Here is a 24,682-nt window from a genome sequence, read left to right on the forward strand (position 1 = left end):
CCATGGGTAAGTCTGGTAAGAGAGCGAACGGGACTCCTACAAAGGGATTTGGACCAAAGCACCAGCCCAAATCAACCGCAGGAGCTCGAGCAGCCAAACAGGTATCTGGCGATCGCATCAAGCGACAGTATAAATTAGGTACCGCGTACTACCAATCTGGCAAGTTATCAGAAGCAGAAGCTTGCTTCCAACAGGTCCTGCAGTGGCAACCTGAAAACCCCGTTTTATGGTACCAGCTAGGTGCGATCGCGGCCCAGCAAAAACAATACTCAACCGCGATTGAACAGATTAACCGTGCCATTGATTTAAATCCACAAGAACCAAGCTTCCACAGTGCCCTCGGTGCGATATACGTACAGCAACAAAAGTGGAATGAAGCGATCGAGTGCTATCAAAAAACAATTCACCTTCAACCTAATGAAGCGTTAGCCCACGCTAACCTGGGTAACGCTTCAAAACTGCAAGGCAGATTAGACGAGGCCGTCGCCAATTACCAAAGAGCTCTCCAGCTCCAGCCGGACTTATATCGAGTCCAGGCCAGCCTGGGTGCCATCTTAAAAGAGCAAGGGAAATTAGACGAAGCTATCCCCTACTTTCAGCAAACTCTCCAGCTTCAACCCGAACACCTCGATGCCCATAACAATCTCGGCCATATCTATCACAGTCAAGGAAAGTTAGACGAGGCTATTGACTGCTACCAACAAGCCCTCCAGCTCCAGCCAGACTCATACCCAGTCCACAGCAATTTGGGCAATGTCTACCAAGACCGAGGGAAGGTAGAAGAAGCGATCGCCTGTTACCAACGATCTATCCAGCTTCAACCCAACTACCACCACGCCCACAACAACCTAGGCAATGCTTTAAAAAAACAAGGGAAACTAGAAGAAGCAATCGCCTCATGCCAACGCGCCATCCAGCTCCAGCCCGACTACTACCAAGCCCATAACAGCTTAGGGACTGCCTATCAACAGCAAGGGAAGTTAGAAAAAGCCATTGCCTGCTACCAACAAGCCATCCAGCTCCAGCCAAATTTCTACCCTGCCCACAACAATCTAGGCGCAACCTATCAAAAGCAAGGGAAGTTAGAAGAAGCCATTGCCTGCCACCATCGGGCTCTCCAGCTCCAGCCGGACTATCATCGTGCCCATGTCAGTTTAGGTGGTGCCTTAAAGAAGCAAGGGAAGTTAGAAGAAGCCATTGCCTGTTACCATCGAGCTCTGCAGCTCCAGCCCGATTGCCCTGCAGTCCTCGGTGAATACATCTGCGCAAAGTGGAATATCTGTAGTTGGGATGAACTTGCACCGAAGGAACAATCGTTTGTTGTCGCTTCCCAATCGGAAGATTGGGCAGAACCTCCCTTTCCCTTACTGGCAATCGACGACGATCCAGCCATCCATTTGACTGCGGCCCAAAGCTTCTGTGCCAACTATATCGGTAGTTCGTTTTCACCCTTGTGGAATGGCGAGCAGTACGCGCATGACAAGATCCGCCTTGCCTACCTGTCAGCCGATTACCACGAGCATCCCGTGGCCAATGTGATGGCAGAACTATTCGAGCGGCACGACCGGTCTCGGTTCGAGGTTGTGGCCATCTCTTTCGGTCCCGAAGATGCCAGCCCAATGCGCCAGCGGTTGATCCGAGCGTTCGATCGCTTTATCGATGTTCGCGAGATGTCTTACCTGGAAGCAGCGCAATCGATCCGGGACCTGGAGATCGACATTGCCATCGATCTCACCGGGTATACCGGAAACTGTCGGGCGCAAATTCTAGCCCATCGTCCCGCGCCCGTTCAGGTCAACTATCTCGGCTATCCCACCACTATGGGAGCAGACTTCATCGACTATATTTTGGTCGATCCGTTTGTTGTGCCAGCAGAGCAGCAGCCCTACTTCACCGAAAAGTTGGTGCATTTGCCCGACTGCTATCTGGGCCATGACAGTACGCAGGCGATCGCCGATAGTACGCCGTCGCGGGCAGAATGTGGCCTGCCCGAGCATGGATTCGTGTTCTGTAGCTTTAATGGCTTATATAAAATCACACCTACCTTGTTCGATATCTGGATGCGCCTGCTGGATGCGGTTCCCGACAGCGTGCTGTGGTTGAAACAAGGAAAGCCTGGAGCGGAAGAGAATCTGCGTAAGGAGGCTGAGCTCCGGGGGGTCGACCCCAGCCGATTGGTATTTGCGCCGCGTCTGGACAAGCTGTCAGATCACTTAGCTCGCCAAAGATTGGCAGATTTATTTTTGGATTGTTTCCCCTACAACGCCCACTCAACAGCCAGCGATGCGTTGTGGGCGGGCTTGCCCGTGCTGACTTGTGCTGGGCGGAGCTTTGCCTCGCGGGTGGCCGGTAGCTTGCTCCAGACCATCGGCCTGCCCGAGCTCGTGACGTATAGCCTGAAAGATTACGAAGCGCTGGCACTGAAGCTGGCAATGCAGCCAAATGTGCTGGGGGAGATTCAGCAGAAGCTGGCCCGGAATCGCTCGAACTCGCCATTATTCGATCGCGATCGCTTCCGGCGCAATATCGAGGCGGCCTACCAGCAAATGCGATCGCTCTGGCAAGAGGGAGAACAGCCAAGAGCATTTGCCGTCACCCCGCCAACAGAAACAAGTCAAGCTGTTCCAGAGAAAACCCAGTCAAATCCCTCCCCAAACGGGTCCGCCCCCCAGCATCAACCCGAGCCTGCTAAAGGAGCTAGAGCATCCGAGCAGATAGCGTCCGATCGCATCAAAGAGCAGCTCGAATTAGGCGTGCGGCACTGTCATGCCGGAAAGTTATCAGAAGCGGAAGCTTGTTTGCAGCAGGTGCTGCAATGGCAACCCGATCGTTCTCATGCCTGGAATCTGCTGGGGGCCATTGCCGGCCAACAGAAGCAATATCCCATTGCGATTGAAAAGATTAGCCGTGCCATTGAGCTAAATCCAAAAGTTCCTAATTATTACCTCAACCTCGGTGCAGTCTACGCGCAGCAACAGAGGTGGGCTGAAGCAATCGAGTGTTATCAAAAAGCGAGTGACCTTCAACCTAATAATGCCGATACCCACTACAAACTGGGTGCTGCCTTTCTCGCGCAACGCAACTCAGCGGAGGCCATCGCCTCCTGCCAACGAGCTCTTCAGATCCAGCCCAACTTTTATGAAGCCTACGCCAGCCTGGGTCACGCCTATAAACAGCAAGGGGAATTAGACGAGGCTATTACTTGTTATCGACGAGCGATCCAGCTCCGGCCCGACTGCGATCGAACCCATTACAACTTGGGTAATGCTTTGAAACAGCAAGGGAAGTTTGAAGCAGCGATTGTCTGTTACCAACGAACTCTCCAGCTCCAGCCCGAATTCCACCAAGCCTACAACAACCTCGGCACCGCCTATCAAGCGCAAGGGAAGTTTGAAGCAGCGATCGCGTCCTATCGGCGAGTCATCCAGCTCCAACCGGACTTTTACCAAGCTCACGCCAGCCTGGGTAATACCTTCAGACAGCAAGGAAAGTTTGAAGCAGCGATTGTCTGTTACCAACGAGCTCTCCAACTCCAGCCCGATTGTGCAGAAGTTCTAATCGAATACGTCTTGGCGCGGCGGGGGATGTTCGGTTGGGATGGACTATCAGTGCAGGAACAATCCCTTGTCGCAGCATCCCAATTAGAGCAATGGGCAGCAGCGTCTCCCTTCGCAATGTTGGCAGTCAGCGATGACCCAGCAGTGCACTTGAGCGCAGCCCAACAATTCTGCGCCAACAGCATCGGCATTTCTCGTTCGCCCTTGTGGAATGGCGAGCGGTACGCGCATGACAAAATCCGTCTTGCCTATTTATCGGGGGACTACCGCGAGCATCCCGTGGCTCGCGCGATCGTGGAGTTATTCGAGCGGCACGACCGGTCTCGGTTCGAACTGGTGGCAATCTCTTTCGGTCCCGAAGATGCCAGCCCAATGCGCCAGCGATTGGTTCGAGCATTCGATCGTTTCATAGATGTCTCTCAGATGTCTTACCGCGAGGCAGCACAATCGATCCGGGATCTGGAGATCGATATTGCCGTCGACCTTACTGGCTATACCGGAAATTGTCGGGCACAGATCCTCTCCTATCGCCCTGCTCCCATTCAGGTTAACTATCTCGGCTATCCCGCCACAATGGGAACAGACTTCATTGACTATATTCTGGTCGATCCGTTCGTTGTACCTGCAGAGCAACAGCCCTACTTCACCGAAAAGCTGGTGCATTTACCCGACTGCTATCTGGGCCATGACAGTACGCAGGCGATCGCCGAACGCATGTTGTCGCGGACTGAGTTTGGCCTGCCCGATGATGGTTTCGTGTTCTGCAGCTTTAATAACTCATATAAGATTTCACCAGCATTGTTCGATGTCTGGATGCGCCTGCTCGGTGCAGTTCCCGGCAGTGTGTTGTGGTTGAAACAGGGCCAGTCAGGGGCCAAAGCAAACTTGCGGAAGGAGGCCGAGGGTCGGGGCATCGTCCCTGACCGATTGGTGTTTGCGCCGCGTCTAGACCAGTTGTCGGACCACTTAGCCCGCCATCAATTAGCAGATTTGTTTTTAGATTGCTTCCCCTACAATGCCCACTCGACCGCCAGCGATGCGTTGTGGGCGGGCTTGCCCGTGCTGACTTGTGCTGGGCGGAGCTTTGCCTCGCGGGTAGCTGGGAGTTTGCTTCAGACAATTGGCCTGTCAGAGCTCGTGACGTACACCCTGGAAGATTACGAGGCGCTGGCGCTGAAGCTGGCAACTCAACCCGATGTGCTGTGGGAAATTAAACGAAAGCTGGCCCAGAATCGTTTAAGCGAGCCCTTATTCGATCGCGATCGAATAAGGCGCAATATCGAAGCAGCCTATACGCAAATGCGATCGATTTGGCAGCGGGGAGAACAGCCGAGGGCGTTTGCTGTCACTCCGTCAACAGAGACAGTTCGAGCTGTTCTGGAGACAACATCGCCGATTGGACCAGTTGAGCCAGGTCAACGCTTCGTTGAGATTGAGGGAGGCGTCAAGGTTTGCGTTGAAGACAATCTCAATAGCTTGACGACCTATGTCTTGCTCGAACAGGGGGATTGGTTTGAAGCAGAGATGGCGTTTATCCGCAGACTGATTGTGCCAGGGATGCAGGTTGTAGACATTGGGGCCAATCATGGGGTTTACACCTTAACGATGGCTAAGTTACTACAAGGACAAGGGCAAGTCACCGCATATGAGCCCGCCCATTCGGTGTGCAAACGCTTGCAGCAAGGTGTGAAAGCCAATTCTTTATCGACAGTAGAAGTTGTCAATGCAGGTCTATCCGATCGCGAGGGTGAAGCCACCCTATTCCTTTCCGCCAACAGCGAGCTGAATTCTTTACAACAAAGCAGTACCCACACAGAGCGAGAAACAATTCAATTATTGACCCTGGATGGAGAATTGGGTCGCAAAGACTGGTGGGCAATCGATTTTCTCAAGCTCGATGCAGAGGGGGAAGAATCGAAGATACTTGCAGGTGGGCAAGAATTTTTTGCAAAGCACTCTCCGCTAGTCATGTTTGAACTCAAACATGGCCGACACATCAATTTGTCTCTCATTCAGCAGTTTCAGAACTTGGGTTATGAACCCTACTCCTTCGTTCCGGGCTTGACACTCTTAGCTCCTTTTGATTCGACTCAGCCCGTCGACGGCTACCAACTGAACCTATTTGCTTGCAAGGAGGATCGAGCGCAGCAGTTAGCCGAACGAGGGCTGCTGGTTAGAGAACTCCGAAAACCGCCAAGGCCACCGCAGCCGTCCTACTGGTTGAAGGCGATCGCAGAATTGGCTTATGCAAAACCTTTTCTCAGTCAGTGGCAGCATTTTTCTACGAATTCTAATTCCGACCGTCAAGTTTACTTAGAGGGACTCAATGGCTATCTTCTCGCCAGATCGGAGCAGATCGGCCCTGGCGAAAAACTGGCAGCCTTACAACATGCTTTTGCATGTCTTCAGCAAGCTGTCCTTGCTAAAGCAACTTTTGCAAGATGTTGCAGCTTAGCTCGGGTCGCAATGGATTTAGGACAGCGACAGATTGCCGTCCAGATCCTTCAATCCTTGGTGAGAACCCTAGGATCGGGGAAGTCGATCGCGATCGGAGAGCCATTTTTACCTGTTCATCCACAATATGATACTCAACGATTTGGTGACAATTTACAAGACTGGTTGTTCGTCAGTATTTTTGAAACCTACGAGAACAGTCGTGCGTTCTCCTCTTACTTCTCAGTTCGAGAAACCGTATCCTTACTCAGCCAGGTTGTTCGGAAATCCTTTCATAGCTCTCAGTCAGAACGCCGACTGCAGCTCGCTCGCAATCGTCAGCCGGTTCCAGTGAGCCAAGCGTAGGAGGCTAACGCGATCTGTTTTCTATGTGGATTCTGTGCTGATATGCCAAGGATCGGAAAGTCCAAAAAGCTGACCCCCATCCCTTGCCTGCATCAGCTAGGGTTCGCGATCGATTAGGGTTCGCGATCGATGCCATGAATTTGGGTTTGGAGAGCGTTGCAGTGACTTGAATTTATAGGAGCTTCTACTTGACATTTAAGCTGATTGTTTTGTATGTTTAAGTGAGTGGTGGATCTCGCCAAATTATTGCTTTAATTGATTTAAATAGCTTAGAAGTCGCTATCAACTCACTTCAAGACACGAGTGGACTGCCAAGAAGTCTGTGGTGATGATTTAGCCCTGCTTTTGGAGAAGTGTTTGGGCTATTTCAAAAGCTTGTCCTGTTTAATCGAGAATTCTCCTTCTAAGGGAAAGTAGAAATTACCAGTATTAGGCTTATATTTCTTCACCTAACTTTGATGTTCGAATGAATGCCCTTATATTCTGCGGATGGAGGATCTAATCGCAGCCTAGCAGCTATTTAAAAGTTATCAATTGGAGGTAGAAATGGCTGATAATCTCGAACCTGTCACCAGACTTAGCAGTATCAGGTCTTCAGCTTTTGATACTCGCGAAGATGCCCGAGACACTAGTGAATACATTGGGGACAGTGAAAATACTACTCTGGCTGGGGAGGAGGACATAGCGAGCGATCCACTCTTCAGCGAAGAACCGATCGACGATCCTTTATTCGACGAGACGGCGATCGACCATACTCAGACAGAGGGGGGGCCAGTCGATACCGCCATTCCCTCAGACTCCTCTTTAGGTTCAGAGGGAGTTGGCATGGAAACTCAGGCTGAAGCAGATGCCTCTATTGACCCAGTGAGTCCTTTCAACCCCGACCTTGTCTTCGAAAAACCTGTATTTACCAGCGATACTACTACCGAAACATCCGATATTGAGGGCAATCAGGCACTGCTGACTGCAGATGTGAATACCCTCGGTCCCTATGGGGTCTCAACCATTGATGGTTCGGCCTTTGCGATCGAAGGTCACCTATCAACTGCTGCTCTGGAAATTGTCAATGTGGCAGACACGTTACCGACCGGGCTTTGAGGGCGCATCCCAACACTGCTGGTAGCGCAAGGCCGATGTCGGGCGGTTGTCCAGTAGACGAGCTACAACACCATAAAGTCTGCCACGGTGATGTTCGAGGCCGCCACACCAGAGAGAATCGCCAAATCTTCACCCGTGGCAATAACCTGAATCAGAGCGAACCCGCCAGCACCGATCGCCCTCACATCGCCGATGCCCAAGTCTACAAGACCCAACTTATCCATCCCAACTTCAAAGTCAGTCACAGTATCGAGTCCTTCTCCCTCTGCTAGCACAAAGGTATTAAAACCAGCATTGCCGCTCAAGCTGTCGTTACCGAAGCCACCCCGCAGGAAGTCATCGCCGATTCCCCCCACTAAGGTGTCATTGCCATCGCCGCCAATCAGGGTGTCGTTGCCGCTATTGCCTTGCAGCAAGTCATTGTCATCGCCGCCATCGAGGGTGTCATCTCCCCTATGGCCAAAGAGGCTATCTCGATCGTCGCCGCCGTGCAGCAGATCGTTACCGCCATTGCCTTCTAGCAAGTCATTGCCCTCGCCGCCATCGAGGGTGTCATCCCCCTGACCGCCCAAGAGACTATCTCGATCGCCACCGCCGTAGAGCAGATCGCTATCAGTTCTGCCTTTCAGTAAGTCACGGCCCTCGCCGCCATCGAGGGTGTCGTTGCCCCCACCGCCGAAGAGCGTGTCTCTACCGCGATCGCCACTGAGATCGTCGTTGCCAGCTTTGCCCTTCAGCTCGTCATCTCCCTCACCCCCCGCGAGGGTATCGTTGCCAAATGCCCCTACGATCGTGTCCCGGCCGGCACCGCCGCTAATAACATCGTCGCCCCTGTTGCCGTTCAGGTCGTCATTGCCCGAGGCACCGAAAATGAAATCGTTACCGCTACGGCCCCGAATAGTGTCGTTTCCTCTGCCGCCGTCTTGTACATCGAGGCTAGCCCGTCCATCCACAACGTCACTGCCATTGAGAGCTTCGATAATATCGATGCCGAGAGTACCGCTAATGTCGTCTGGCCCATTGGTGCCGTCAACAATGTTTGGCAACTCTGGCTCGGGATCGGGTATATCGTCAGTGTCAGTGGCAACCTCGATCGAGCCATTCACGAGGGTAAACGAATCTGCAACCGTCAGGACTGCGTTTTCCGAATCCACAAACGTGTCCTCTCCAACCGCGTCCGCCTGGATGTCGAGCTGAGAGACATTGCTGTTAAAGTCCGTCGTCGCGACGATCTCGTCAATATTGTTGCGCCGCTCTATTTCTAGAGGGGTGCGTCTGGGCAGGTCGAGGCGATCGAGGTTTTCTGCAGTGGCGGCAAAAAAGTCGCCCGCATCCAACTGACTGACGGTTAAGCCGAGCAGAATAATATAGCCGCCCGCATAGAGGTCGATCCGAACGCCATCCGCCGTATCATCGATGCGGCCATCAATGTTCAACTGTTCGAACCAGGCTGCAACCAGCTCGCTATCGTCAGAGAATTGAGTCAGGACATCATCGCCAAACGCACTCAGCAATTCGGTAGCGCTGATGCCAATGCGATCGAGGCCGACCTCAAAGTCTCCAACGAAATCAACGTCCTCTTCCTGCAAGCTGTCATCCGCAAAAATAAAATAGTCGCTGCCGTCTCCCCCCACTAAAAAGTCTCTGCCAGCACCGCCGTCAAGATTGTCGTCTCCCCAGCCGCCGTGGATGGCATCATTGCCCAGGCTGCCGTAGAGCTCGTCATTGCCCCCTCCTCCCTCAATCGTGTCATTGCCGCGCAGGCCATTCACAAAATCGTCCCCCAGGCTGGCATATATCTTGTCATCGCCCTGGGTGCCTCTGAGGGCAAAATCGCCAAAAATACTGCCATAGATAACGTCATCGCCCAATGCGCCAATCAGAGCGTCTCCCAGCAGATAATTGCTACTCAAGTTAACTGAAACGAGCGAAATCTCTGCGCCCGAATCGAAGGTACGCTCGTAGGTCCCGAATGCGAACCCCGTTGCAGCATTGGTGCTGCCCTCGGCATCTGCGCCGCCATCGAGGGCAATCAAGCTGATGTTATCGCTGAACTCGATCTCGATCTCGCTAATCTCCAGAGGAGAGACGAGAAAGCTATCCAAAATGAAGTAATCGAGGACGTTAGGATTGGCGCTATCTGCGGTATCCACTACAAAAAAGGCAGTGGTTAGTTCCGTCTGGCTGAAGTAGGCATCGGGGTTCTCAGCTCCCTGCGCGAACAGATCGATTTCTGCGTCGAAATCAAATGAGAATGTCATGCCGGGGGCAATCTCAAAATTAGAGATCGTTCTGGTATCGAGTTCGCTATCGACCAGAAACGTCCCCTCTATACCGGCTGAAAAGCGATCGGTCACCAGACTGGCAAATGTTGGCCCTTCTGTTAAGAAAGTATCGAGACTGCCAATAGCTAAGGCTTCAGTCCCCGCGACCAACATATTGACTTCGGTTGGCACCCATCCTCCTGTCGCTTCTTGGCTGAAGTCAAACAGACTGAGACCTCCAAATACCTCGTCAGAACTCGATTCCGAACTGACAGGTAAGACAGGGGACAAAAAAAAAGTTTCAGATGACATGATTGATTTTCCCTCTCCAGACCGAAATTATATTTAGTATAAAACTTGGCCAATATTAACTGGATTAGCTTGTCTGTATGTGCCATCCAAAGGCGTGCATTTAGCTTGCCAAACATCCCCAATACGAAAGCAAAAAAGCTCGACCGGAGAGCCTATTGGCTGTTACAGTCCGGCAAGATTGGACTGCAACAAAATATGTTTTCAGTACCTACGTCGGTGGCTATGGATGTCGACAAGATAACCCCTCTATTAGACTAATTATTACACTTTTGGGGAATCTTGTACAGTAATAGAAACAAGACTGGTTCTGTCAGATACTATAAAGACATTTTTTTGGCTCCCAATATATATTTAAGGTATAATATAGATCCAAAGCATAGAGGGTTGTTTAGGTGGTGTCACAAATCTCAATAGCAGGGCTATTCTTGGCTTAGCAGTGCGAATCTTTGGGCGAACGTTTTACAACGGGGAGTCTGGGATTTAGGGTTGGCTTTTAAAAAGTGCAATGACTATTCATACATTGCGCGTGGATTGTATGGCGTCAAAGCTAAAGAAAATTGAATATTTTTGACAAATTATATATAAAGCTAATGCGCATTTTGCAGCAATCTATAATGGAAAGTTTGTAGTTAAATTCCCACCTTCGACACGGTCATAATTTTTAATTATTTGAGCTCAACCATTATCGCGGACCAGGCAATATAGACTATCCAATCGATGCTTAAAAATCTTGGCAATCGATCTAAATTTTAACTTTAGTTCGTGCATTCAGCTCAAACAAGCTGCTACTGTTTTTACACTGAATGGCTTTCCTGTTTCTGCTTATTTCAAGCCTCTTCCTTAGTATCGACAGCAACCACGATCGCGCCAGTGACACTGATGAATGAATCTGCCACCGTTAGCACTGCATTCGATGTATCGATTAGAGTTTCCTCTCCAATCGCATCCACGGCGATGTCGAGTTGGGAGACATTGTTGCTAAAGTCGATCGCCGCAACGATCTCGTCAATATTGTTGCGCCGCTCTATTTCTAGAGGGGTGCGTCTGGGCAAATCGAGGCGATCGAGATTGTCTGCGGTGGCGGCAAAAAAGTCATTCGCATCGAGCTGAGCGAGGGTCACATCTTGCAGAAAGATCGATCCGCCTTCAAACAGATCGATCTGGACGCCTTCCGCTGTATCCTCAATGCGGCCATCGGCGTTCAACTGTGCGAACCATGCTGCGACCAACTCTGCTTCAGAAATCTGAGGCGGAGCTGCCCCGCCAAACGCGGCCTCCAGTTCGGTGGTGCTGATGCCAATGCGATCGAGATCGACCTCAAAATCTTTAATGCGATCTATATCTTCTTCCTGCAGGCTATTATCTGGAAAGATGAAGTAGTCTGCGCCGTCGCCTCCAACCAACGTGTCGCTACCGGCTCCACCATAGATATCGTCATCCCCTCGCCCGCCGTGAATGGCATCATCGCCCAGGCTGCCGTGGAGTTCGTCATTGCCTCCCCCCCCTTCAATCGTGTCGCTGCCGCGCAGGCCATTCACATAATCGTCACCCAAACTGGCATATATCCGATCGTCACCCTGGGTCCCTCTCAAGGCGAAATCGCCAAAGATGCTGCCATAGATGACATCTGCTCCCAATGTGCCAATTAGGCCATCTCCAAACAGATAATTGCTACTCAAATTCATTGAAACGAGCGAAAGCTGAGTGTTCGAGCTGAAGCTGCGCTCGTAGCTCCCGAGTGCAGACCCCATAGCGATGTTCGTAGTGCCGTCGGCATAGGCGGTACCGCCAGCATTAATCAAGCTAATGTTTTCGCTGAAATCGAGCGAGATCTCGCTAATCTCTAGCGGAGAGACGAGAAAGGCATCCAGAATGAAGTAATCGAGGACGTTAGGGTTAGCACTATCCGTGGTGTCAAACAGAAAAAAGGCTGTGGTGACTTCCGTCTGACTGAAGAAGGCATCGGGGTTATCCATCCCTTGGGCGAATAGATCGATCTCTGCATCGAAATCAAACGAGAATGTATCTCCCGAGGCAATTCCAAAATTGGCGATCGTCCTGGTATCGAGTTCGCTGTCAACCAGAAATGTTCCCTCGATGCCCGCTGAATAATGCTCGGTCGCCAGACTCGTAAATGTTGCCCCTTCTGTTAAGACGGTATCGAAGTTGCCGACCGTTATGGCTTCACTGCCCTCGACTAACATATCGACTTCAGCCGGAACCCATCCCCCGCTCGTTTCTTGACTGAAGTCGAACAGGTTGAGGCTGCCAAATGCCTCCACAGAAACCGGCGGTAAAAGGGCTGTGGGTTGGACAGGTTCTAGAAAAAAAGTTTCAGATAACATAGCTGATTTTCCCTTCCCAGACTGAGACCGAAACTGTTAGATATAAAATTTAGCCAGCATCGGCCAGATCGACTTCTCTATATATGTCATTGACTTTCGATAGGTGCTATTCAAAGGGATGAGATTTGCCGAGCACATATCCTCAATGCGAGAGCATATACACTTGCCTGAGGCACCTATTGTATTTTCAAAATCTAGCAAGAGTTAGCTCGACAAAAGGCATTTCAGTATCTACGCTGCCACCACAAGCACTAACTAGAGATGCCTCCAAAGAGGCATTTATTATACTTTATCTTGGGATGCTCGAACTGCAAGGCAAACAATTTTAGGTCTGTTAGATACTGAAACTACAGCGATCTACGATCGCTCATGCTATTTTGGTACAATGCATCTCCCAAAATTAGCATACCGTCTAGAACATACCACATTCCTCAATAGCTGTATTCAATGTGGTCATAATTGTTAATCATTAGATGCGATTTTCGATCGCGCCTTCGAGGGCTTTTACTTCATAAATGTCTACACTACAGGCTCGCTTATATCTGGGGATAATCTCCTCGAAGCGAGGTAGACATTGCACAGATATGCGATCGCATAATACTGGCTTGCCTCTGAAAACATTAGAGAATCTCGATTTTCCTCGGTTGCGTTCAACCGCATCTCAATTTTGCTGCCGTACTCTGTTCCTACAGTATAGCGACGCGACACAGATGGGCGAGCGCGTGAAGAATCAGCTCCATCGCAAACAAGTTAAGCCTTGCCATTTTGGCAACATGAATCTTCTGAAAAACCTAAAAATTTTCAGAGTGGTTGAGTAAAAAGCACTCGACCTCAAAGGGATGCTCTTCTGGCTAGACCCACCGAGTCTGGCCCCGGTAACCTGTTTCTTCTGTGAGGGGGTAGTCACATGTTCGGATGATGAAGCTGTCAGCTCTAGCCACCATCGCTGCAGGGAAAATACAAATTTTTTGAAGCCAGTACTTTTCTTCAAGGATATCTGTCAGAGGTGTTGCTGACTTGAAGGCGAGACATAAAACTGATGTTTTGAGAATCTGAGATCGAAGCGAGTTTAGGCGCTCAATCGCTGACTAGAAAAGATTGGTATCGAGGTAGAACGCAGCATCGAACTCAGTGTTTAGCAAAAGCGCTAGGAGATAATAGTCATGGCCACTAGGATTAGGATTTCGGGTTCGAGTCCCAGAACGAGCACGCGGACGAGTCGGACTAGAACAGGCAGAACGAGTACGCAGACGACTGTTGCTGGAGACACCATTGCAGCAAGTCTCATCGAAACCACGAATGAAACCACCGACGAGTTGGAAGGCAGTATTGAGCCCACTGCTGAGAATGGAGCTGACTCCACAACAACGCAGACCTCAACGACACAAACGAGTCGTGACCCGCTAGAGAGTGCCGAGAATACCATTGAGCCCTCTTCCTCTGAGGAAGAAGAGGACGCAAGCCCTACGTCTAACCTTTCACAAAACTTTGTGCAAACTGCGGCCGTTCAGGCATTAGTAGCTGGAGAAACATTCATCGGAACTGAGGCGGGTGACTTTTTTAGAGGTGGCCCGGATAACGACACCATTGATGGCTTGGGCGGCGACGATCTGCTGTTTGGCGACGAGGGTGACGATAGCATCACTGGCGGGGCTGGAGAAGACATCTTAGGTGGCGATGAAGGCAATGACACCCTCGATGGTGGCGATAGCGATGACGTGCTCAGAGGTGGCGATGGCGATGACGAAATCACTAGTGGCGATGGCGATGATTTACTCAGAGGTGACGATGGCAATGACCTGCTGATTAGCGGGCCGGGTAGCAACCAGCTATTTGGCAATGATGGTGACGATACGCTGGCGGCGACAGAGGGTGGCGGAGATAACATCCTGAATGGCGGCAACGGCGACGATTTGCTGATTGGCGGCGATGGTAACGATACCCTGATTGGGGGTAACAATAGTCGCGATCCTGTCACCCGAGAGGTGATTGGTGGGGATAGCCTCGCAGGGGGGGCTGGAGAAGATTTGATTACGGGTGGTTTTGGCAACGATGTTCTCGATGGGGGGGATGGCAACGACCAAATTATTGAGTCGTTCGGTCAAAACTCGATCGATGGCGGGGCTGGCGACGACGAGATTTCTGGCGGTCTCGATCGCGATGTCATCGAGGGGGGAGCTGACAATGATTTCTTTCTCGGCAGTGGCGGCAATGACGAGATTTTCGGAGACCGGGACGAGGCCGTTGTCGATGGCAACGATGAAGTCATTTCGGGATCGGGCAGTGACTATGTTGCCGGTGGCGGTGGTTCCGATACGATTCGGGGTGGCTTAGCCGATGACATTATCGATGGGGGCGACGGCGAGTTCATCGATAGTAATGGCACTGGTGCATTTGACGACCTGAACGACATTGGCTTCGCCCTCAGGGAACTCGACCCCAGCTTGAGCGCCTCTTTCTCGGGGGGCGATGACGAGCTGTTTGGCAATGAAGGCAATGATACGATTACTGGCGGCTTTGGTAACGACCTGCTCGATGGAGGGGGCACCCAGCCTGGAGAGATCGATAGCCTCTATGGCGGACAACTGGTCTATTTTCGAGGTGTAGATCCGGACCCAGACGGGGATCCAGACACGGATGATGCCGTAACGGCGATCGCCCCCATATTTGTCTTGAGTGAAGATGAACTCGGCCTCGGGCTGGCTGCAGATGCAGATACATTTGTCCTCGGTACCGAAACGGGTTTCCGCTATGCTGCTGGGGCGGGTGACTTGGGGATTGGCGATCGCGCCATTATTTTCGACTACCAGCCAGGTGTGGATAGCATTCAACTGACTCAGCCCAGTGCTGTGGGGTCTTTCGAAGATAGTGGAGATACCTTCCTATTTATCAATCTCGGCGGCGGCGACATTGAAATCATTGCTCAGTTAGTGGGAATCACCGGTTTCGATGCCAGTGGGTTTATCAGCAACCAAGTCGGCACCGATGGAGACGATACCCTCACGGGGGGCGAAGGGTCGGATACCCTCGATGGCGGTGCCGGTAACGATTCTCTCAGTGGCTTGGGGGGTGGCGATCTCTTGGAAGGGGGATCGGGAGCTGACACCATTGATGGGGGCGATGGCACCGATACCGTTCGCTATGACAATGACCCGTCTGGCGTCTTTGTAGACTTAACCAACAATGCCGCCATTGACGGCTTTGGCGATATTGATACCATTACCAACGTCGAGAACGTAATCGGCTCGGCCTTTGGAGACACGATCGTTGGCGATGGCCAAAACAACGACATCGTGGCGGGCAACGGCAACGATACGGTTTTCGGTCGCGGCGGTTCCGACACGATTGCAGGAGGGAGCGGTAACGATTTCCTCGATGGTAGCGACAGCGATTTCGCTCTATCTCAGACCGATTTTCCCTCAGGCAATGACAGTATCTCTGGCGGCACGGGCAATGACACCCTGGTGGGCGGCTTTGGCAGCGACACCCTCAATGGGGGTGGCACCCAGGTCGGCGAGGTAGACACCTTAATTGGCGGCCTATTCCTCGATTTTTCTCCGGCTGACGGCGTTCCAGAGACCGTTTTGGCTGAACCGGCGGTTGGAGCTCCCCCCAGCCCAGATGTCTATGTTCTGGGCGATGCCAGTGGAGCCTTCTATACCGGTGGCGATCCGGGTGGTGTTGGATTGGGCTTCGGCGATCGAGCCATTATCCAAGGCTTTGAAACTGCCGACCAAATCCAGGTCAATGGGGCAACGTTTGCAGGTATTAGCACCCTAGGGACTGGAGACACCTTCATTCTCGCTAGCGGCAATGAAATTATTGGTCAGGTTGTGGGGGTAACCGCCTTAACTGGGGCCAATTTTATCTTTGTGTGATAGCGATCGATCGCGAGGGGATGTTGCCAAGTTTTGCCACTTGGCAATACCGCAATGGTTTCTCTCAATCTGGGTGCAATTTTAGGACTGAGGGAATTCCAACCCGATCGGACATAAACTGGATTGTTAATCCTCAACCCCGATCCGTCTGATATGAGCCATCCCCGAACCTGGGCCAACTGCCGTCCCCTGCGGATTGTGGGGGTGATGAGCGGCACTTCGGTGGATGCGATCGATGCGGTCTGCGTCGAGATTCAACCTTCGCTGCAGGCAGGGGCACCCTTGCAGGTGCAGTTGCTCGGGGCTAAAACTCGCGCCTACCCGCCTCAACTGCGCCAGCGCATTTTAGAGATTGCTGGAGGAGAAGCTCTGACTCTACCGGAGTTGAATCGGGTGGACGATGCCATTGCGGCAGCATTTGCAGCGGCGATCGCGGATGTGGCGGCTGGCCGTCCTATTGACGCGATTGGCTCCCACGGTCAAACCGTATTTCACCGTCCGCCCTCGGGCGATCGCCTCGGCTACAGCTTGCAATTGGGTCGCGGCGAGGCGATCGCCGCCCTCACCGGCATTCCCACCGTCAGTAATTTCCGGGCTGCTGATATTGCCCTCGGCGGTCACGGGGCTCCCCTCGTACCCCGCATCGATGCCCTGCTGCTGCGGCACGAGCGCGAACGTCGCTGCATTCAAAATATTGGCGGCATTGGCAACGTTACCCTGCTGCCCCCCCTCTCATCCTCAGAGGCAGTTGTCGGTTGGGATACCGGCCCCGGCAACCTGCCAATCGATCTTGCCGCTTGCCGACTCAGTGGCGGCAAGCTGAGCTACGACAAAGACGGTCGTTGGGCCGCCAGCGGCACCCCCCATCACCCCTTGGTCGACGAATGGCTCGAAGGGGAATTCTTCCAGCAACGTCCCCCCAAATCCACAGGCCGCGAACTGTTTTCCGCCGCTTATCTGGAACGCTGCTTGGCAGACTGCGCCGCAGCAGGACTCTCGGACTGCGACATCATGGCTACCCTGACCGAACTCACCGCCGTTTCGATCGCCGATAGCTACCGCCGCTTTTTACCCGCCCCTCCCGATCGGGTTGCCTTATGCGGTGGCGGTATCCGCAATCCCTATCTCGTGCAGCGGTTGCAAGACCATCTCGACCCCATCCCTGTCGTCACCACCGCCGAGCTGGGCCTCGACCCCGATCTCAAAGAGGCGATCGCCTTTGCCGTCCTCGCCTACCTGCGACTGCACCAAATCCCCGGCAACCTCCCCTCCGTCACCGGAGCCAGCCATGGATGTTTGCTCGGAGAGCTGCATGGGGACAAAAATCGGCATAATGTTCCACAGTTACTCGCGCTTTGTTAGGGTACCGAGAACGAGGGAACGAGAATATCTTGCCAAGACCCAGTCATCTCCTGCCGCCCGATCTCCGCCTATGCTGATTTCTCACTTGCTCGTTGCAATTTCGCTCATTGTTTCCGCTGCACTGTGGGCCTACACCACGTTATTGGTGTTTTGGGTGCTGCTCGAAGATACGGGATCGCTCTATGCCTATCCCATGCGCACAGCCCTCGATCGGTTTGTCGACACATTCGGCATGAGCTGGCTCAAACCCCTGCACCAACTGCACATTGCCGAGCGACGACCCCTGAGTTATGGCTTATTTGCGGCGGTGACGGTGGCGATTGGACTGTTGTTGTGGATCTCTGGGTAAAGGATGGGCAATCGCGCTAGCGCAGGCAAAGTCTATCTGGTCGGTACTGGCTTGGGGGGATTGGATACCCTGACGCTGCGGGCTTGGGAGATCCTGCAACGGGCTGAGGTGGCGATCGCGGACGATCTGGTGGGACCGCAAGTTTTGGCGGCGTTGCCCGACCATTGCGAACTGATTCGAGCGGGCAAGCGGGGCGGTCGGCCCAGCACGAAACAGGCGGAGATCGATCGCCTCGCCGTCAGTCGGGCGCGGGCAGGTCTGCGGGTCGTGCGGCTGAAATCGGGCGATCCGGGCATGTTTGGACGGTTGGTGGAGGAAGTGCGGGCGCTGCGAGCGGCGGGATGTGCTTGCGAGATTGTGCCGGGGATTTCTGCGGCGATCTCTGGGTCGCTGATGGCGGGTATTCCTCTGACTGAAAAAACTTTGAGTCGATCGGTGACCGTCGCGACTGCCCACGATCTGGATGCCCTCCCTTGGGGAGCACTCGCCCAATTGGACACTGTGGTGTTTTTGATGGGGACGCGGGGTTTAGCTCAACTGTGCGATCGCCTCGTGGCTGCCGGTAAAGATCCCGCCACGGCGATCGCCTTAGTCCGCCACGCCGGACGCCCCGAGCAACAGGTTTGGACGGGGGAATTGGCTTCGTTTGCCCGCCAAATGGCATCGCTAGCGGCTCCACTGTCCCCTGCTGTGATAGTGGTGGGAGAAACTGTTCGATTGAGGGATGACATCCACATGACAGGCAAAACCCCTCTGGCAGGCAAAACTGTTGTTGTCACGCGGGCTAATGCTCAATCGGGCGCACTTGTCCGGCAACTGCAGGATTTGGGGGCAGTGGTGGCAGACATGCCCACTTTAGAAATTGTGCCTCCGTCCGATCTCGGACCATTAGATGAGGCGATCGCCCAGTTGTCCGCGTTTGGCTGGCTGGTGCTGGCGTCTGGAAATGGGGTGCGTGCGTTCTTCGAGCGATTGCAAGCAACAGAGTTGGACAGTCGCGCCCTGCACTCAGTCAAAGTCGCCGTTGTGGGTCGAAAAACTGCTGAGGTTTTGCAGGAATATGGCATTCGCCCCGATTTTATTCCCCCAGAGTTTGTCGCCGATGCGCTTGCGGAGACACTGCCTCTGTCTGGCGGCGATCGCATTCTCTTCCCCCGCGTCGAATCGGGCGGGCGGGCCACCCTCATCCGCGATCTCGCCGCTCGCGGCGCGCAAGTCGCCGAAGTCGCTGCTTACCAATCCCGCTGTCCCGATCGCATCGATCCGGCGGTCCTCGCCCTCCTGCAACACCAGCAAGTGGACGTGCTCACCTTCGCCAGCTCCAAAACTGTTCTTCACTTCCACCAATTGTTGACGAATGAGGAGTTTGATTTCAACCTGCTCGATCGCGCCAAAATTGCCGCCATTGGTCCCAAAACTGCTGAAACTTGCGACGATCTGTTAGGCCGCACCGACATTTGCGCGAGCGAATACACCCTCAATGGCTTAGTCGAAGCTGTCGTACAGTTTTACCGCTAGCGATCGGTCAACTGTGCTCCGATCGCCGCAGACCCCGATCGCCGTTGTCGAATCGTTTGCCCAGTTAGCAACTCAACCACCTCCATAAAGGTATAGTTAAGTTAGTTCAATCGGCAGCAATTCTCTGCTAGCGTTGCACTCCTACATGCCGATCTTATGAATTACGATCTGCCAACAGAGGGATTGCGACACAAAAATAAAGCTAAGATTTAAGCGCTGCACTCTTGTAGCAAAAATAGAATTTAATTTTCTATAGGATTCGAAGAGAGTTTGAACGGCTATTCGATCGGCATGAGAGAACTATTGCGATCGGCCCCCTAAATCCCCCACCAGTGGGGGACTTGCGAGAGTCTATTGGCTTCGTTCTACAACTTTAATCATCCCGATCTCCATCGCCTTCCCCGCCTCCCAACCCTCAACTGGAACTGTGCTCAAGTCCCCCAGAATGGGGGATTTAGGGGGCGAATGCAGCCAACAACAGCGTTAATAATCAGATGAGTCAAACTGAATCTATATGATGACTGCACTGGCTTATTTGATGAAAGTTGCTGTGAAATATTTCAAGTCAGTATAATCTCAATCTTTCGATTTATATCCGACTGAACTAAAAGACAGGTGGCTTAGCAAGTGCTGCACTATAATAGTAAAGCTATTTGTGAGATGCTCATCCCGCCAGAAACCTGAATCTCTGGCTAGCGATTGGAGAAATCTAGTCATTGCGCTTGGCTCAACTGTTCATAGACACATTCTAAATCCGCGATCGCGCAATATCGCAAACGAGGTAATCGTGCAGGGGTTTCGACTCGGTTCTATTTGGGGCTTTGAGGTTCGAATTGACGCCTCTTGGTTTGTTATCTTCTTTCTAATCCTGTGGACCTTAAGCGCAGGTGCGTTCCCCACGCAGTTTCCAGAGCTCTCCGCCGGGACTCACTTAGCCATGGGGCTCGCAGGAACCCTGCTCTTTTTTGTTTCTTTGGTGCTCCACGAGCTGTCTCATTCGCTGGTCGCCCGCTCGAAAGGGATTCCCATTGAAGGAATTACTCTATTCATTTTTGGCGGAGTGGCCCGCATTAGTCGCGAGGCGAAAACCCCCGGAGACGAGTTTCAAATTGCGGTGGTCGGTCCCCTCGCTAGTTTTGCGATCGCCCTCTGCTCCGGCCTAACTGCATGGGTGGGGGGAATGGCTGGCTGGAGCATTGCCGTGACTGGGGTCGCCAACTACCTGGCCTATATCAATCTAGCCCTCGGCATTTTTAACCTCCTACCCGGCTTCCCCTTAGATGGCGGTCGCCTGTTTCGCGCGATTGTTTGGAAATGGACGGGGAACCAGACTCGGGCGACTCAAATTGCATCGTCGAGCGGTAAAGCTTTGGGATTCGCAATCGTTTTTCTGGGGGTATTACTGCTGTTGCGCGGCTTGATTTTCAACGGTCTGTGGTTTGTCTTAATGGGTATGTTTTTGCAGAACTCCGCTGAAGCAGGCTACCAGCAGCAGCTCTTACAAGTGGGTTTGGCTGGAGTGCAAGCCTGGGAAGTGATGACGCGCCATCCAGAGACCGTCCCCCACGATCTGTCGCTCCAGCAATTGGTGGACGAGTATTTTCTGCACCGACGCCATCACTCTTTTCCCGTCCTCCGAGGCGGCCATCCCTGCGGCATTGTCACGCTGAATCAGGTGAAGCAGGTGCCGCGAGAGCAGTGGCAGCGGCTGACAGTGGGGGACATCATGAAGCCCCTCGATCGCACCGTCGTCGTTCGTCCCGAAGAAAAAATACTCGACACGTTGAAGAGAATGGACGAGTCGCAGGTGGGGAGGGTATTAGTCATTCTTGACGGGGCTTTAGAGGGCATCATTTCCGCTCGGGACATTGCCGATTGGTTGCGGCAGACTGGAGATTTATCCGATTTACAGCACCGGTTCTGACGCCCAAAGTTTAGCGAAGCGGCGATTGGCTCGCTCCCCGGCGAAAACGCCAAAATGAACTTAGGGCTGTAGTGGAGTAATCGATGGCAGAGTTTAACTGGTTCACTGCTTTGCTGGGGGGAGTTGCGATCGGTATCAGTGCTACTGTGCTGTTTGCCTTTAACGGACGGATTGCTGGCATTAGCGGTATTCTCAACGGCGCAATTCAATTTTCAGCCGCCGAGAGTTGGCGGTGGATTTTCTTGCTCGGCATGTTGCTGGGGGGAGCCCTATACGAATATGCGATCGCCCCTCTACCCACGCCGCGATCGAGTTTTGTGCCCGCCAGCATGGTGCTAGGGGGCTTTTTAGTGGGTTGGGGCACCCGCATGGGTAGTGGCTGCACCAGCGGTCACGGCGTTTGCGGATTGGGGCGTTTATCCAGTCGTTCCTTTGCTGCAGTTCTCACGTTTTTGGCAACGGGTTTTATGACAGTATTTGCGATTCGGCACCTGTTTGGACTTTAAGCAGCACTCATCCCTGGAGGAGAAAACTCGTGAAACAGAAAGCGATCGCATTGATATCCGGCCTCTTGTTCGGCTTCGGACTGGGTCTGTCTCAGATGATTGACCGCGAGCGGGTGCTGGGCTTTCTAGACATTGCCGGAGTGTGGGACCCAACTCTCCTGTTCGTGCTGGGTGGAGCGGTGGGAGTCACGCTTGTTGCCTTTCGCTTCGTCCTTCGCCTGCCCCAGCCGTGGTTTGGCGATCGCTTTTTCTTGCCGACTAAAACTGCGATCGATCGCCCCTTGCTCGTCGGGGCGGCACTGTTTGGCATTGGCTGGGGCATCGCAGGCTATTGCCCCGGCCCCGGCATTACCGCTCTAACATTGGGGATGTGGAATCCGGCCATCTTCGTGCTATCGGCGATCGCCGGTTCTCTCACCTATCGATGGATATCCACTCGTCCCCATTCGCCCACTCAACCCCCACCCAGCCAATCGTCAACCTCTGCTTCGCGCTAGTTTCAATCTCCTGACCTATCCCGTACAGCCAAAGTTCGCCGCTCTATTGTTGCTGCCTAACTGGAGGGCCACAGCATGTTATTTCGTCAAATGTTCGATCGCGAAACCTGTACCTATACTTATCTAATTGCCGACCCCAATGCTAAAACTGCGGTGTTGGTCGATCCGGTGTTAGAGCAGGTGGAGCGGGATCTCCAACTCTTAAAAGAGCTGGCACTAACACTGCTTTACTGTCTGGAAACTCACATTCACGCCGATCACATCACCGGCACCGATCGCCTGCGCCAAACCACAGGTTGCCAGGGGTGCGTGCCTGCAGGAGCCAGTGCCGCTTGCGCCGATCGCCACATTTCAGATGGCGAAGTGTTAACTGTGGGAGCGATCGCGATTGAGGCGATCTCGACTCCCGGCCACACCGACAGCCATTTAGCTTATCGGGTGAATGGAGAGCGCCTGCTGACCGGAGATGCGTTGTTTGTGCGGGGATGCGGTCGCACCGATTTCCAAAGTGGCGATGCGGGCATTCTCTACGATTCGGTGACGCAGCGGCTGTTTGCATTGCCCGAGGAGACCGTCGTTTATCCGGGCCACGACTATCGCGGCCACACTTGCTCCACGATCGGCGAAGAAAAACGCTGGAACCCCCGCTTTGCCGGACGCACGCGCTCGGGCTTCATCGACTTCATGGGGCAGCTCGACTTACCTCACCCCAAAAAGATGATGGAGGCAGTCCCGGCAAACGAACTGTGTGGAAATTTGGCTGTCACGGCGTAAAGGCTCACAGTCCCCCTCTCTCAATTGCTGCCTCTTGGGCTAAGACCTGCACCATACTCAAGAGGTGTTACCCAAAACTATCAGTTTACGATCGTGCATCCTCTTCAAAAGGAACTGCTCGGGGAAGGTCGGCGCGGTCGGGGAGCTCAATCTCCCCCAAACCTTTCATATTGGCTAGAAGCCAGTCCCCCAACTTAGGCGTCTCATTAGAAACACGCTGCCATTCCTTCTCGGTACAGTCTCAATCCCTAGAGGGATAAAACTCGGTCGTCTGGCTTAAAAAAAAAGCAGGAGTCCCGCACTAGGCAAGACTCCCGACCGTCAAAGGTTAAGTTTTCTCTCAGCTTACAGAGCGTTACCGCGAGGCAGAACCTCTTCGGGGAAAACATAGTTGCGCTGAGGCTGGTCCTGAGGAGCCATCCAAGCGCGAATCCCTTCATTGAGCAGGATGTTCTTGGTGTAGAACGTCTCGAACTCGGGGTCTTCCGCCGCCCGAATCTCCTGGCTGACAAAGTCGTATGCCCGCAGATTCAAGGCCACACCCACAATGCCAATCGACGCCATCCACAACCCCATCACCGGCACAAACAGCATGAAAAAGTGCAGCCAGCGCTTGTTGGAAAAGGCAATCCCGAAAATCTGACTCCAGAATCGGTTCGCCGTCACCATCGAGTAGGTCTCTTCCGCCTGCGTGGGCTCGAAGGCGCGGAAGGTGTTGGCCGAATCTTCATCTTCGTACAAGGTGTTCTCCACCGTCGCGCCGTGAATGGCACACAGCAGCGCACCCCCCAGCACGCCGGCCACCCCCATCATGTGGAAGGGATTGAGCGTCCAGTTGTGGAACCCTTGCAAAAACAGCAAGAAGCGGAAAATTGCCGCCACCCCAAAGCTGGGGGCAAAAAACCAGCCCGCTTGCCCCAAGGGGTACATCAAAAACACCGACACAAACACCGCAATCGGCGCGGAGAAGGCGATCGCGTTATAGGGACGAATCCCCACCAAACGAGCCACCTCGAACTGACGCAGCATGAAGCCGATCAGGGCAAAAGCACCGTGCAAGGCGACGAAGGTCCACAGACCGCCGATTTGGCACCAGCGGGTGAAGTCCCCTTGGGCTTCGGGGCCCCACAGCAGCAGCAGGGAGTGACCCATGCTTTCAGCCGGGGTGGAGACGGCCACCGTCAGGAAGTTCGCCCCTTCGAGATAGGAGCTCGCCAATCCGTGGGTGTACCAAGAAGTTACAAACGTTGTACCGGTCAGCCAACCGCCGATGGACAGGAACGCACAGGGAAAAAGCAGCAAGCCGGACCAGCCTACGAAAACGAAGCGGTCCCGCTTGAGCCAGTCGTCCATGATGTCGAACCAGCCCCGGCTGACTTGACCGCGACCCATTGCAATGGTCATGGAATCAACCTCCAAACAGGGAAAATATACAGATAAAAACGCGCAAACTACTGACGATCGAACTTGCTTGTCACAATGAAGACTGTAAAGATAGT

Annotated in this window: 13 protein-coding genes; 10 read left to right on the forward strand and 3 right to left on the reverse strand. The window is 53.2% G+C overall.

The window, feature by feature from the left end; translation table 11 throughout:
- The first annotated feature begins 2 nt into the window (after positions 1-2).
- The gene (locus SYN7336_RS28340; protein WP_017327796.1) at positions 3-6,356 is read left to right on the forward strand and encodes an FkbM family methyltransferase; all 6,354 of its coding nucleotides are present in this window, start codon (positions 3-5) and stop codon (positions 6,354-6,356) included.
- Positions 6,357-6,902: 546 nt separating this feature from the next.
- The gene (locus tag SYN7336_RS20405) at positions 6,903-7,454 is read left to right on the forward strand and encodes a hypothetical protein (protein WP_017327797.1); all 552 of its coding nucleotides are present in this window, start codon (positions 6,903-6,905) and stop codon (positions 7,452-7,454) included.
- A 62-nt stretch (positions 7,455-7,516) separates the two neighbouring features.
- On the opposite strand, the gene SYN7336_RS31275 is transcribed toward SYN7336_RS20405, so the two are convergent.
- Together SYN7336_RS31275 and SYN7336_RS28345 are read right to left on the reverse strand one after the other, a co-directional pair.
- The gene (locus tag SYN7336_RS31275) at positions 7,517-10,030 is read right to left on the reverse strand and encodes a calcium-binding protein (protein WP_017327798.1); all 2,514 of its coding nucleotides are present in this window, start codon (positions 10,028-10,030) and stop codon (positions 7,517-7,519) included.
- Positions 10,031-10,857: 827 nt separating this feature from the next.
- Positions 10,858-12,375, reverse strand: coding sequence for a calcium-binding protein (locus SYN7336_RS28345; protein WP_017327799.1), 1,518 nt, complete (start codon positions 12,373-12,375; stop codon positions 10,858-10,860).
- Between the two features lie 1,163 nt (positions 12,376-13,538).
- Here SYN7336_RS28345 and SYN7336_RS20420 point away from each other — a divergent pair.
- The 8 genes from SYN7336_RS20420 to SYN7336_RS20460 all read left to right on the forward strand — a co-directional run bounded on the left by SYN7336_RS20420 (position 13,539) and on the right by SYN7336_RS20460 (position 23,183).
- Complete coding sequence (locus SYN7336_RS20420) at positions 13,539-16,253, forward strand: calcium-binding protein (protein WP_083885834.1); 2,715 nt, start codon at positions 13,539-13,541, stop codon at positions 16,251-16,253.
- A 189-nt stretch (positions 16,254-16,442) separates the two neighbouring features.
- The gene (locus SYN7336_RS20425) at positions 16,443-17,615 is read left to right on the forward strand and encodes an anhydro-N-acetylmuramic acid kinase (protein ID WP_202951209.1); all 1,173 of its coding nucleotides are present in this window, start codon (positions 16,443-16,445) and stop codon (positions 17,613-17,615) included.
- 70 nt (positions 17,616-17,685) lie between these two features.
- Complete coding sequence (locus SYN7336_RS20430) at positions 17,686-17,964, forward strand: hypothetical protein (RefSeq protein WP_017327802.1); 279 nt, start codon at positions 17,686-17,688, stop codon at positions 17,962-17,964.
- A gap of 3 nt (positions 17,965-17,967) precedes the next feature.
- Positions 17,968-19,482 carry a uroporphyrinogen-III C-methyltransferase gene (gene cobA, locus SYN7336_RS20435; protein ID WP_017327803.1) on the forward strand — a complete coding sequence of 505 codons (1,515 nt, stop codon included), beginning with the start codon at positions 17,968-17,970 and terminating at the stop codon, positions 19,480-19,482.
- Between the two features lie 787 nt (positions 19,483-20,269).
- Positions 20,270-21,406, forward strand: coding sequence for a site-2 protease family protein (locus SYN7336_RS20445; RefSeq protein ID WP_017327805.1), 1,137 nt, complete (start codon positions 20,270-20,272; stop codon positions 21,404-21,406).
- A gap of 83 nt (positions 21,407-21,489) precedes the next feature.
- The gene (locus tag SYN7336_RS20450; RefSeq protein WP_017327806.1) at positions 21,490-21,912 is read left to right on the forward strand and encodes a YeeE/YedE family protein; all 423 of its coding nucleotides are present in this window, start codon (positions 21,490-21,492) and stop codon (positions 21,910-21,912) included.
- Positions 21,913-21,941: 29 nt separating this feature from the next.
- Positions 21,942-22,409: a YeeE/YedE family protein gene (locus tag SYN7336_RS20455; RefSeq protein WP_026101187.1), complete on the forward strand. Its 468-nt coding sequence runs from the start codon at positions 21,942-21,944 to the stop codon at positions 22,407-22,409.
- A gap of 75 nt (positions 22,410-22,484) precedes the next feature.
- Entirely contained in the window at positions 22,485-23,183 is a 699-nt protein-coding gene (locus SYN7336_RS20460) for an MBL fold metallo-hydrolase (RefSeq protein ID WP_017327808.1), read from the forward strand.
- 345 nt (positions 23,184-23,528) lie between these two features.
- On the opposite strand, the gene psbD is transcribed toward SYN7336_RS20460, so the two are convergent.
- Complete coding sequence (gene psbD, locus SYN7336_RS20465; RefSeq protein ID WP_017326114.1) at positions 23,529-24,587, reverse strand: photosystem II D2 protein (photosystem q(a) protein); 1,059 nt, start codon at positions 24,585-24,587, stop codon at positions 23,529-23,531.
- Between the last annotated feature and the right edge of the window lie 95 nt (positions 24,588-24,682).

Source organism: Synechococcus sp. PCC 7336 (assembly GCF_000332275.1).
GTDB lineage: Bacteria > Cyanobacteriota > Cyanobacteriia > Thermostichales > PCC-7336 > PCC-7336.